The following is an 11,846-nucleotide window of genomic DNA, read 5'->3' as shown; positions in this document are numbered from 1 at the left end:
GGTGCCCATGCCCCTTGGGACACCGGCCCCCGATCCCGTGGGACATCGTAGGGGCCGGGGCCGGGACGTCCGGGTGAAACGATCGCACCCGGCTGGCCGGAACCGGGCCGCCCCGGTCATGGTGATCGCACCGGATGGAACGTTTGCCGACCGGACGGCGTGTCGTTCTCCGTCCGTTATCGACGGCCAGGCACGCTATGCCTGGCACTTCGGGGTGAGACGGGTCACACGCCTGCGGTACTCCGGTACCAAAGGACAACCGTCCCAACGGGCTATGGCCCGATGGGGACGAACCGAATCACACTGGGGTGCGTCAATTAGGAAAAGCACCGCCACCAACGAGTAGTTGAGACCGGAGGCACGCCGATGTGCCCGCACCAGCCGCCTTGTCCCTCCCACGAAGCGCCTGACCGCGACGCCGCGCGCACCCTGGCCGCCCACCCCGAGCAGGGGTGGAGCCTGCTGTGCAACGGCGTCGTGCTCTTCGAGGACACCGGTGAGCTGCTGCCCGACGGGGGAATCATCGCACCGCACCGGCCGACGGACCTCCAGGCTCCGTCAGCCGCCGCCTAGACAGTCTCCACGGGGGACTAGTTCGAACGGGTGATCATCCTCGGGGGCACGCACTCATGCCCATGACCTCTGGGCCCGCCCCGGGCCCAGAGGTGTCACTCCCGGGCCGTCCGCGCAGGACGGCCCGCCCAGCGGCGGAGCCATGGCTCCACCGCCCGTCCCACCGCCGCCGGGTCCCGGTTCAGATCATGCCGCTCTCCGGCGAGGACCGTGACCCGGGCGGCGTCCGCCGCGCCGGGGACGCCGAACGGGTCACGGTCGCCGTTGACGACCAGCACCTCCACGCCCGCGCCGCGCAGCTCGTCCACGCGCGTCTTCTCCGGGCGGCCCGGCGGATGCAGCGGGAACGCCAGCGCGACCACGCCCGCCGCCCCCGCCGCCCGCGCGGTGCGGCAGGCGACCCTGGCCCCGTTGCTCCGCCCGCCCTGGATCAGCGGGACGCCGCCGAACCGCTCCCGGACCGTCCCGACGGCCTCCAGCCACGCCTCGTCCTGCTTGGCGGCGGGGCCCGGTGCCCGGCGGCCCGCCAGCCGGAACGGCTGTGTCACCCGCGCGACGGCGCCGCCGAGGCCGAGCGCCACCTCCCGGACGGCCAGCAGGTCCGCGGCCTCCACCCCCCCGTTCGAGCCGTGGGTCAGCACGAGCAGGAACGCGGGGTTGTCCGCCGCGTCCACCCTCACCTCGGCCGGCCCGTGCGCCGTGACGATGTCCATGCAGGTCACCGTAGTCCTCCCGGTGATCGTCCGGGGCGGACCCGCGCGACGGAGACGACCGGTGGTGATCGGGGTCCCCTCGCCTCCGAGGGGCCGGGTGGCCGGTGGCCGGGTGGCCTGCCGGGTCAGGTCTCCGGCCAGTTCGGCGCCGCGGTGCCCATGGCGAGCCGCAGCCGCTCGGCGAAGCTCTCGTGCAGCAGCGGACCCCAGGGGTAGTCGCTCGGGACCCGCACGGCCTTCCCCAGGACCTCGCGCGTCTCGCCGGGCCGCCGCTCCCCCGGCCCGTCGGCGTACCGCACCGCCAGCAGCGCGTACATGTGGTCGAGCGCGCCGAACGCCTCGCCCGCCAGCGCCGGGAGCGTCCCGTCGGTGACGGACTGCTCGACGACCGGTTCCCACCACAGGTCCGCCGGGTCGGCGTCCTCGTCCTCGCCGCCGAAGTCGCGGCGGAGCCGGGCGCGCACCTGCCCTGCGATCCCGGGGTCGGACAGCCCGCGCCGCCACACCTCCCCCGCCTCGCCGCCACGTCCGCGCAGCGGCAGCGTCCGCGCCAGCAGCTCCGTCGCCAGCGGCCCGACCTCGGGGTCGGCGGGGTCGGCCGGATCGCCGAGGGACGCGGCGAACGCCCCGATCGCCTGGTCGAGGTAGGAGATGCCCAGCGCGACGGCCAGCCGCGCGTACGCGTACGGCGCGCCGTCCCGGTCGATCAGCCTGAGCCCGGCGGCCAGCATCCGCTGGGCCCGCGCCGGCTCGCCGCGTTCCAGCAGCCGCTGCGCGAGATCGTGCGCGGCGAGGGGCCCGTATCCGGCGTCACCGGTCGCGACCACCGCCTCCCAGTGCTCCCGGGCGGCGTCGAAGTCGCCCGCGTCGTCGGCGGACCTGGCGAGCGCCAGATGTGCCGGAGGCAGGTACGCGGGATTCCCGAACTCCACCACGGCCCGCCAGGCGGGCGCCGCCAGCTCGTGTTCACCGGCGCGCTCATGGGTCAGCGCCAGGTGGTACGCGGCGCGCGGGCCGTACTCGGGATCGCCGGTGGCGATGGCGGCCCGGTCGGCCTCCCGCGCCCGCGCCACGTCCCCCGCGTCGTCCAGGACGACCGCGAGCCCGAGCGCGGCCCGCGCCCGGTGCGGCGTGTCGCCCCGGGCCAGCACCTCCTCGAAGAGGAGCGCGGCCCGGTCGGCCTCGCCGTTCTCGGCGAGCGCCCGCGCCTCCTCGCACAGCCGGGCCGGGTCATCGGATGCGGACGCGGTATCCGCGGGCTCGCTCATCGATCTTCCGCCCTCTGGGGGTTCGGGGTCCGCACAGAGCCTAGCGACCCGTCCCCCCGGCGTCTCGTGGCGACACGATCGTTTATGGGGGCGGCCCCCTGAGGATCAGTCCTCGAAGGCTTCGGGGGGCGGGCAGGAGCAGACCAGGTTGCGGTCGCCGTAGGCCTGGTCGATGCGGCGGACGGGAGGCCAGTACTTGGCGTCGCGGAGGGCGGGGAGGGGGTAGGCGGCCTCCTCGCGCGAGTAGGGGTGCTTCCAATCGTCGGAGATCAGGCAGTTCGCGGTGTGCGGGGCGTTCTTGAGCGGGTTGTCCTCGGCGTCGTAGGCGCCGTCGGCGACACGCTGGATCTCGCGGCGGATCTCGATCATGGCGTCGCAGAAGCGGTCGAGCTCGGCCAGGTCCTCGCTCTCGGTGGGCTCGATCATCAGGGTGCCGGCGACCGGGAAGGACAGGGTCGGGGCGTGCAGGCCGTAGTCGATCAGGCGCTTGGCGACGTCCTCGGCGGTGACGCCGGTCTCCTTGGTGATCTTGCGGAGGTCGGCGATGCACTCGTGGGCGACGAGGCCGTTGCGTCCGGTGTAGAGGATCGGGTAGTGCGGGGCGAGGCGGGCGGCCAGGTAGTTCGCGGCGATGATCGCGCCCTCGGTGGCGGCCTGGAGCCCGTCCGGGCCCATCATCGCGATGTAGGCCCAGGAGATCGGGAGGATGCCCGCCGAGCCCCAGGGGGCGGCGGAGATCGGTCCGACGCCGGTGGCGGGACCGGCCTCCTCGCGCAGCGGGTGGCTCGGCAGGAACGGCGCCAGGTGCTCGCGGACGCCGATCGGGCCCACGCCGGGACCGCCGCCGCCGTGCGGGATGCAGAAGGTCTTGTGCAGGTTCAGGTGCGAGACGTCCGAGCCGAACTCGCCGGGGCGGGCGAGGCCGACCAGGGCGTTGAGGTTGGCGCCGTCCACGTACACCTGGCCGCCCGCCTCGTGCACGGCGGCGCACACGTCGGTGATCGTCTCCTCGAAGACGCCATGGGTGGACGGGTAGGTCACCATGATCGCCGACAGCCGGTCACCGTGCGTGCCGATCTTGGAGTGCAGGTCGTCCAGGTCGATGTTGCCGCCCTCGTCGCAGGCGACGACGGCGACGCGCATCCCGGCCATGACGGCGCTGGCGGCGTTGGTGCCGTGCGCGGAGGACGGGATGAGGCACACGTCACGGTGCCCCTCGCCGCGGGAGGCGTGGTAGGCGCGGATGGCGAGCAGGCCCGCCAGCTCGCCCTGGGAGCCGGCGTTGGGCTGGACGGACACCTTGGCGTAGCCGGTCATCTCGGCCAGCGCGTCCTCCAGCTCGCCGATCAGCTCCAGGTAGCCCTGGGCCTGCTCGACGGGCGCGAACGGGTGGATGCCGGCGAACTCCGGCCAGGTGACCGGCTCCATCTCGGTGGTGGCGTTCAGCTTCATCGTGCAGGAGCCGAGCGGGATCATGGAGCGGTCGAGCGCGATGTCCTTGTCCTGGAGCCGGCGCAGGTAGCGCAGCATCGCGGTCTCGGAGCGGTGCGCGTGGAAGACGGGGTGGGTCAGGTACGGGCTCTCGCGGCGCAGCCCGCCGGGAAGCGCCTCGTCCGCGCCGGAGACGTCCGCGGGGACGCCGAACGCCTCCAGGACGGCGGCGACGTGCCCGGGCAGCGTCGTCTCGTCGCAGGCGACCGCGACGTGGTCGGCGCCGGACGGGCGCAGGTTGATCCCGCGCTCGCGTGCGGCGGCCACGACGGCGGCGGCCCGTCCGGGGACGCGGGCGAGGACCGTGTCGAAGAAGGAGCCGTGCACGACCTCGACGCCGCCGCGGCGCAGCCCCGCGGCGATCTCGGCGGCGCGGCGGTGCGTGCGCTGGGCGATGGCGGCCAGGCCCTCGGGGCCGTGGTACACGGCGTACATGCTGGCCATCACAGCGAGGAGCACCTGGGCGGTGCAGATGTTGCTGGTGGCCTTCTCGCGGCGGATGTGCTGCTCGCGGGTCTGCAGCGCCAGGCGGTAGGCGGTGGCGCCGTCGGCGTCGACGGACACGCCGACGAGGCGTCCGGGGAGCTGCCGCTGGATGCCCTCGGCGACGGCCATGTAGCCCGCGTGGGGGCCGCCGAACCCGTAGGGGACGCCGAACCGCTGCGCGGAGCCCACCGCGATGTCGGCGCCGAACTCGCCCGGCGGGCGCAGCAGCGTCAGCGCGAGCAGGTCGGCGGCGACGACGACCTTCGCGCCCCGCTCGCGGGCCTGCGCGCAGACGGGCTCCAGGTCGCGGACGGCGCCGGACGCGCCCGGGTACTGCAGCAGGACGCCGAAGAAGTCGCCCTGGGGCAGCCCGTCCGACACGTCCGCGGTGACGACGTCGATGCCGAGGGGGACCGCGCGGGTCCGGACGACCTCGATCGTCTGCGGGAGCGCGTCGGCGTCGACCAGGAACGTTCCGGGCTCACGGCGCCGGGAGGCCCGGTGCGCGAGCGCCATGGCCTCGGCGGCGGCGGTCGCCTCGTCCAGCATGGACGCGTTGGCGACCGGCAGCCCCGTGAGGTCGCCGACGGCGGTCTGGAAGTTCAGCAGGGCCTCCAGGCGGCCCTGGGAGATCTCCGGCTGGTACGGCGTGTAGGCGGTGTACCAGCCCGGGTTCTCCATGACGTTGCGGAGGATCACGCCCGGGGTGATCGTCCCGTGGTAGCCCAGCCCGATCATGGACGTGAGGACGGTGTTGCGGGCGGCGAGCTCGCGCAGGCGGTCCAGCGCGGCGGTCTCGCTGAGCGCGGGCGGCAGGTCCAGGGGGCGGCCGGTGCGGATCGCGGCGGGCACCGCGTCGTCGATGAGCGCCTCGGCGCCGGAGTAGCCGATCGCCGCCAGCATCCTCGCCTGGTCGTCCGGCGAGGGGCCGATGTGACGGTCGGCGAACACGGCGCGGGGATGCTGCGGCGAGGCCACCGGTGCGAAGTACTGGGCGGTCATGGGGAGAGCCTCCTGGCTGCTGCGGTCGCTCAGGCCACCGCCGGCGCGGACCGGCGGCCTGTCTCCCCCTCTGTCATCGGCACCTGAGAGCTTCACCCGCGCGGCGGGGTTTCCCCTTCGGTGAGCCGTCCTTCCCCGTCGGGGGAGATCGACGCCTGCTTTCCAGAGGTGCCTCGCCCGAACGGTCCTTTTGCCTGAGAGGTTCCGGGGAGGTTGCCCCTTCGGCGCCTCACGCCGGCTTGCGCGAGGTCTCTCCCGTTCAGGGTCGACGGCGTGTCTGGGGCAAACCCTACCCAACGATCGCCCACTCCGATCGTCCCGGGCCCGCGAAGATCGGGACGGTGCCCCGGTGACCTGGGGCGCCGCGCGTGTACCGACCAGTACGATGAGCACGGCCCGGCGACGGGACGGGCCGCGGGGCCGGGGCGGAGAAGGGCGGCGGACACGGGTGGAGGCGCGCGCTGCCGGTGACGGGCTCCCGCTCGACGGCGCGGCTCCGGGTCTGGGACGCTGATCACGATGACCGATGGCCAGTGCGGCGGCCCGGCGTGACGCGGCCGACCGGAGTGACACCGGCCCGCGGCGGGACGCGGCGCCCCGGGCGGGGCACCGCCACGGGCGTACCCGTCGACGAGCCCGCCCGGCCGGACCGGATCCGGCGTCCCGTGGACGCGATCCGGTTCGCGGCGTCCTGCGCCCTGCTGGTGGCGGTGATGCTGCTGGTGTCGATCGCGCAGCAGACGACGCACGGCCTCCAGACCGACATCGCCGAGGGCACCGCGCACGCGCCGAGGCTGCTGCTGTCGCTGGCGACGCTGGCGTCCAGCTTCGGGGTCCTGGCCGTCCCGGTGGCCTTCGCCTTCGAGCGGCTGTTCCACAAGGACGGGACGCGCGTCGCCATCGCGCTGCTGGCCGCCGCGATCGCGTTCCTGATCACGATCGGGCTGGACGACCTGGTGGTGCCGTCGGCGCCCGGCGGCGTGCTGGACTCGCTGATCTGGGGCGGCACGGCGACCGCGCCCGTGCACACCGACATCGCGCCGGTGATCGCGTTCGTCACCGCGGTCGGGATGGCGGGGCGGTTCCGCTGGCAGGCCGCGACGTGGACGATGATCGGGCTGGCGGCGCTGACCGGGCTCACCGCGTCCTACGCCTCGGTCGCCGCGCTCGCGGCGACGTACCTGCTCGGCCGGGCGATCGGGCACGGCACCCTGTACGCGGTCGGGACGCCGAACCCCCGCCCTCCCGGCACGGCGGTGATGGGGGCGCTGGAGCGGCTCGGGCTGCGGCCGGAGCGCGCCGCGCGCCTGGACGCCGAGGAGGGCGGCGGCACCGAGGAGGCCCGCCGGTACGGGGTGGTCCTGGCGGACCGCCCGGCCGGCGACGGCCCGGCCCGCGTCCCGCCGCGGCGCGGCGAGTGGCATCTCGACGTGCGGGTGCTGGACCGCGACCAGCAGACCGCCGGGGTCCTGTACCGGGTGTGGCGGCTGCTGCGGCTGCGCGGCACGATGACCGGCCGGGCGCTGCGGTCGCTGCGCCGCTCGCTGGAGCAGGAGTCGCTCATGGCCTACGCCGTGGACGCGGCGGGCGTTCGGACGCCGCGGCTGGCCGGCACGTCGGAGGTCGGCACCGAGGCGGCGCTGCTCGCCTACGAGTTCGTGCCGGGGCGGCGGCTCGGGGACGTCCCCCGCGAGGAGGTCACCGACGGGCTGCTGACGGACGTGTGGCGGCAGTTCCGGCGCCTGCAGGCGGGGAGGCTCGCGCACCGCCGGCTGGAGGACGGCGCCGTCCTGGTCGGCGACGACGGCCGCGCCTACGTCACCGACCTGCGCTCCGGCGAGACCGCCGCCGGCGATCTGGCGCTGCGGCTGGACCTGGCGCAGCTGCTCACCACGCTGGCGCTCCGGGCCGGGCCCGAGCGCGCGGTGCGGACGGCGGCGGACGTGCTGGGCGAGGAGGCCCTCGCGGCGACCGTCCCGCTGCTGCAGCGGGTGGCGCTGTCGAGGGCGACGCGGACGACGCTGCGGCAGCACAAGGACCTGTTGACGCGGATCCGGGAGCAGATCGTCCGGCTGGAGCCGGAGACGGAGGCCGCGCCCGTCCGGCTGGAGCGCTTCCGGCCCCGGACGATCTTCAGCATCGTGGCGCTGTCGATCGCCGCCTACATCGTGATCCCGCAGGTCGGGAGCCTGGACATCGGGCTGCTGGTGTCGACGGCGACCTGGTGGTGGGTCGCGGTGGCGCTGGGCGCGGCGATGCTCACCTACCTGGCGGCGGCGTTGATGCTGATGGGCTTCGTGCCCGAGCGCCTGCCGCTGTGGCGGACGGTGCTGGCCCAGGTCGCGGCGTCGTTCGTCAAGCTGGTGGCGCCGGCCGCGGTCGGCGGGGTGGCGGTCAACACCCGGTACCTGCAGCGCTCCGGCGTCCGCCCGGGCCCGGCTGTGGCGAGCGTCGGCGCGTCGCAGCTGGTCGGCATGGTCACGCACATCCTGCTGCTGGTCCTGTTCGGGTTCCTCACCGGGTCCGCGAACAAGGCCACCCAGGACCTGGCGCCGTCCCGCACGGTCGTCATCGCGGTGCTCGCGCTGGGGCTGGTGGCGGGGCTGGCCGTGACCGTCCCGAAGGTGCGCCGCGTGGCCGCCTCGCGGATGCGGAGCATGTTCTCCGGCGTGGTGCCGCGTCTGGTGGACGTGCTGCAGTCGCCGCGGAAGCTGGCCACGGGGATGGGCGGGACGCTGCTGCTGACCGTGGCGTTCGTGCTGTGCCTGGACGCGTCGATCCGCGCGTTCGGGGGGTCGCTGCACTGGACGTCGGTGGTGGTGGTGTTCCTGACGGCGAACGCGCTGGGGTCGGCGGCGCCGACGCCGGGCGGGCTGGGCGCGGTCGAGGGCGCGCTGACGCTGGCGTTGACGATCTCGGGGCTGACGGCGGAGACGGCGACGTCGGCGGTGCTTCTGTACCGGCTTCTGACGTTGTGGCTGCCGGTGCTGCCGGGCTGGGCCGCGTTCGCCTATCTGCAGCGCAAGGAGGCGCTCTAGGGGCCGCGCCGGGGCCGCCGGAGGTGAGGGGCGATCCTCGGCTCCGCCGCCTTCCGCCCGGGTTCCGGGGCCGCTTGGAGGACGCGTCGCCGGGGCCGCTGGGGCGGGGCCGAGCGGGGGTGTTCGGGCTCGGGCCGTACCGGGTCGTGTCGGGTCGGGGGATGTCAGCCGGTGCGGCGGGCGCGACGGCGGTTGGCGAGCTCGTCGTGGGGGTGCCCGGAGGGGTCCTCGTCGTCGGTGGCGGCGCGTTCGCCGGGCAGTTCGGCGAGGCTTCCCTCGACCTCCTGCCACACCCGCCCGAGCGCGATGCCGAAGACGCCCTGCCCGCCCTGGAGGAGGTCGACGACCTCGTCGGCGGACGTGCACTCGTAGACGCTGACGCCGTCGCTCATCAGGGTGATCTGCGCCAGGTCCTGGACCCCCCGGTCGCGCAGGTGCGTGACCGCCGTGCGTATCTGCTGGAGCGAGACGCCGGTGTCGAGGAGGCGTTTGACGACCTTCAGGACGAGGATGTCGCGGAAGCTGTAGAGCCGCTGGCTGCCCGATCCGTGGGCGGCGCGGACGCTGGGCTCCACCAGCAGCGTGCGCGCCCAGTAGTCGAGCTGCCGGTAGGTGATCCCCGCCGCGGCGCACGCCGTCGGGCCGCGGTAGCCGACATCCTCCGGCGGCACCGACACCTGCGTATCGAAGAGCAGGCCCTGCTCCCCGGCACGCCGGGACGCCATCTGCCTCTCGGGGGTCGCCTTGCCCTCGCCGCTGCTCACCGCCACGCGGACCTCCGGCTTCTATCAGCCCGTGGCGCTTCGTCAAGGGGGTTTGACGAATTACACCACGGGTGTTCCACCAGCACGGTAGGTGCCGGTCAGGGCGTGGTCAACGTTCACCGTCGGCGCGTCGCATGCCCGGATGAACCGGCTTCACGTGGGCAAACTGCACACCTTCGCCGTCACCGCACTCCTACCCCGATCGTCGCCCATCGGAAACGGCCAGGTCCAGGGCAATGCAAGACCAATCGCGGCGGGGCATGACCTTGCACCCCAGAGTGACATATCCCACTAAACTCGAACATACTACCCAATCACCCAGAGTGATCAACACTGGGCGGTGGCACGGCGCCGGGTCAGCCCGCCCGGCCGAAGTCCTCCGGGGAGATCGTGTCGAGGAACTCGCGGAACTTCTCGACCTCGTCCTCCTGCTCGTCGGGGATCGCGACGCCGGCCTCCTCCAGGACGTCCTCGCTCGCGAAGATCGTGGCGCCGGTGCGCAGCGCCAGCGCGATCGAATCGGAGGGCCGGGCACTGACCTCCACCCCGTTCGAGAAGATCAGGTCGGCGAAGAAGATCCCCTCGCGCAGGGCGGTGATGTTCACGGTGCGCAGCTGCACGCTGAGGGCGTCCAGGACGTCGCGGAACAGGTCGTGGGTGAGGGGGCGGGCGGGCAGCACGCCCTGCTGGGCGAAGGCGATCGCGGTCGCCTCGACCGCCCCGATCCAGATGGGCAGGTACCGGTCGCCCTCCGTCTCCTTCAACAGGACGATCGGCTGATTGGAGGGCATCTCGACCCGGACGCCGACGACCTCCATCTGCTTCACTGCGGCTCCCTGCTGGTTCTCGCTGTCTCGGTCACCACGTGCGCCGGACCGAATCCTGACCGAACCCTGTAGCCAACGTACACCCCGTGTCGGACCCCCCGCGGCACGGCCGGGGCGGCAAAATCCTCCGCGGGCCGCATGATCAGGGGTCGAGGCTTTCGCGGAGTCCGGCGGCGACCAGGGCCGCGTGCAGCCGCACCGACAGCGCGGCGATCTCGCGGGCGGCCTCGGCCGCCCGCTCGTGCGCGTCGGGGCTGCGGCGGCGCAGCTGGGGGGCGACCATCTGCTCGATCAGCCCGACCTGGCGGTCCGCGGCCGCCTTGACGGCACGCAGATGCCGGACCTCGAAGCCGTGCCCGCCGAGTGCGGCGGCCGCGCGGGCGATGGCGAGGTCCTCGCCGTGGTAGTGGGTGCCGGTGCGGCGGACGAGGCCGTACTCCTCCAGCCCGGCGAGCAGGTCCTCGTCGATCCCGGCGCCGTCCAGGAGCTGCCTGCGGGTCAGCCGGACGGCGGGCTCGTCCGCGGTCGTGTCGGCCGCCACGAGCGTGCGGGGACGGCGTCGCCCGTTCTCGGACGCCCCGGAGGAGCCGGCGCGGCGGGCCCCGAGCGGCGGGACGGCCTCGCCGCGGTCCCGGGCCTCCAGATGCTGCCGGATCACCCGCAGCGGCATGTAGTGGTCGCGCTGCGCGGTGAGGACGAACCGGAGCCGCTCGACGTCGGAGGCACCGAACTTGCGGTAGCCGGAGGGGCTGCGCTGCGGCTCGACCAGGCCCTCGGCCTCCAGGAACCGGATCTTGGAGATGGTGACGTCGGGGAAGTCGGGCCTGAGCAGGCCGAGGACGTCCCCGATCGTCATCGGGGACCGGGCTGGCTGCGCGTTCATGGCCCCTCCCCTCGTCGCCGCGGCCCCGTGCCCCCCTCCGCCGCCCGGCGGCGGGCGGGCGGCCCCGTCAGTGTCGTCTCCGGGGGGATCCCCCGGCAAGTACGCCGGCCGGCGGCCTCCACTCGCTGGCGCTCCGTCCGGTGCCGGTCAGCCGTGCTGCGGATTGGTCAGGAAGACCAGCCGGAACTTGCCGATCTGGACCTCGTCGCCGCCCGAGAGGCCGGCCTGGTCGATCCGCTGCCGGTTGACGTAGGTGCCGTTGAGGCTGCCCACGTCGCGCACGGAGAACAGGCCGCCCTGGCGGGCGAACTCGGCGTGCCGCCGGGACACGGTGACGTCGTCCAGGAAGATGTCGCTCTCGGGGTGGCGGCCCGCGGACGTGCGGTCCTTGTCGAGCAGGAAGCGGCTCCCGGCGTTCGGGCCGCGCTTGACCACCAGCAAGGCCGTCCCGGGGGGCAGCGCCTCCACGGCGACCTGCTCGGGCCCGACCGGCTCCTCGGCGCCCTGGTCTCCGTCCAGGGCCTCGAACCCGCCGATGGAGATCGTCGAGGTGGACTCGCCGGGCGACTCCCGGGGAGGCAGCGGCGACGGCGAACTCCGGTTCAGCGGAGTGCCGCAGTTCGAGCAGAAGCGGGCATCATCCGGGTTGGCGTGACCGCACTGCGTGCAGTAGACGCTCGGCATCGATCGGCTCGGCCTCCTACCATCGGCGTGCCGCCGGCGGGCGCCCCGCTGCCGCGGGAGCCGCCTGCGCCACGCGCATCCATCAACCAACCCACGCCGGGGACCCGCCCCCGACCA

At 74.2% G+C, this 11,846-nt stretch carries 9 protein-coding genes and 2 riboswitches; of the genes, 2 read left to right on the top strand and 7 right to left on the bottom strand.

All coding sequences use genetic code 11. The features are described from left to right. Positions 1–366: 366 nt before the first annotated feature. Positions 367–573, top strand: a complete 207-nt coding sequence (locus AGRA3207_RS00540; RefSeq protein ID WP_231332565.1) for a DUF5999 family protein — start codon at positions 367–369, stop codon at positions 571–573. A 95-nt stretch (positions 574–668) separates the two neighbouring features. Here the strand turns inward: AGRA3207_RS00540 and AGRA3207_RS00535 are convergent, their stop codons facing one another. The 3 genes from AGRA3207_RS00535 to gcvP form a co-directional block, all read right to left on the bottom strand. Then, positions 669–1,286, bottom strand: coding sequence for an alpha/beta hydrolase family protein (locus AGRA3207_RS00535; RefSeq protein WP_231332564.1), 618 nt, complete (start codon positions 1,284–1,286; stop codon positions 669–671). 125 nt (positions 1,287–1,411) lie between these two features. Next, positions 1,412–2,554 carry a tetratricopeptide repeat protein gene (locus tag AGRA3207_RS00530; RefSeq protein ID WP_231332563.1) on the bottom strand — a complete coding sequence of 381 codons (1,143 nt, stop codon included), beginning with the start codon at positions 2,552–2,554 and terminating at the stop codon, positions 1,412–1,414. Positions 2,555–2,659: 105 nt separating this feature from the next. Further along, positions 2,660–5,533 (bottom strand): aminomethyl-transferring glycine dehydrogenase, encoded by a 2,874-nt coding sequence (gene gcvP / locus AGRA3207_RS00525; RefSeq protein ID WP_231332562.1) that lies wholly within the window; start codon positions 5,531–5,533, stop codon positions 2,660–2,662. A gap of 60 nt (positions 5,534–5,593) precedes the next feature. Beyond that, a riboswitch (glycine riboswitch) is annotated at positions 5,594–5,705 on the bottom strand. Next, positions 5,706–5,801: riboswitch (glycine riboswitch) on the bottom strand. It abuts the riboswitch before it with no gap. A 280-nt stretch (positions 5,802–6,081) separates the two neighbouring features. On the opposite strand from gcvP, the gene AGRA3207_RS00520 reads away from it, so the two are divergent. Further along, complete coding sequence (locus AGRA3207_RS00520) at positions 6,082–8,571, top strand: lysylphosphatidylglycerol synthase transmembrane domain-containing protein (RefSeq protein ID WP_231332561.1); 2,490 nt, start codon at positions 6,082–6,084, stop codon at positions 8,569–8,571. A gap of 164 nt (positions 8,572–8,735) precedes the next feature. On the opposite strand, the gene AGRA3207_RS00515 is transcribed toward AGRA3207_RS00520, so the two are convergent. The 4 genes from AGRA3207_RS00515 to AGRA3207_RS00500 all read right to left on the bottom strand — a co-directional run bounded on the left by AGRA3207_RS00515 (position 8,736) and on the right by AGRA3207_RS00500 (position 11,729). Next, positions 8,736–9,341 carry a MerR family transcriptional regulator gene (locus tag AGRA3207_RS00515; RefSeq protein ID WP_231332560.1) on the bottom strand — a complete coding sequence of 202 codons (606 nt, stop codon included), beginning with the start codon at positions 9,339–9,341 and terminating at the stop codon, positions 8,736–8,738. Between the two features lie 350 nt (positions 9,342–9,691). Next, positions 9,692–10,162 carry a bifunctional nuclease family protein gene (locus tag AGRA3207_RS00510; RefSeq protein WP_067468341.1) on the bottom strand — a complete coding sequence of 157 codons (471 nt, stop codon included), beginning with the start codon at positions 10,160–10,162 and terminating at the stop codon, positions 9,692–9,694. 142 nt (positions 10,163–10,304) lie between these two features. Beyond that, positions 10,305–11,045, bottom strand: coding sequence for a transcriptional regulator FtsR (gene ftsR / locus AGRA3207_RS00505; RefSeq protein ID WP_231332559.1), 741 nt, complete (start codon positions 11,043–11,045; stop codon positions 10,305–10,307). A gap of 147 nt (positions 11,046–11,192) precedes the next feature. Then, positions 11,193–11,729 carry an FHA domain-containing protein gene (locus AGRA3207_RS00500; RefSeq protein WP_231332558.1) on the bottom strand — a complete coding sequence of 179 codons (537 nt, stop codon included), beginning with the start codon at positions 11,727–11,729 and terminating at the stop codon, positions 11,193–11,195. Between the last annotated feature and the right edge of the window lie 117 nt (positions 11,730–11,846).

Origin of the sequence: Actinomadura graeca (genome assembly GCF_019175365.1) — a bacterium.
Taxonomy (GTDB): Bacteria; Actinomycetota; Actinomycetes; order Streptosporangiales; family Streptosporangiaceae; genus Spirillospora; species Spirillospora graeca.
This window is presented reverse-complemented; position numbering and strand designations above follow the sequence as displayed.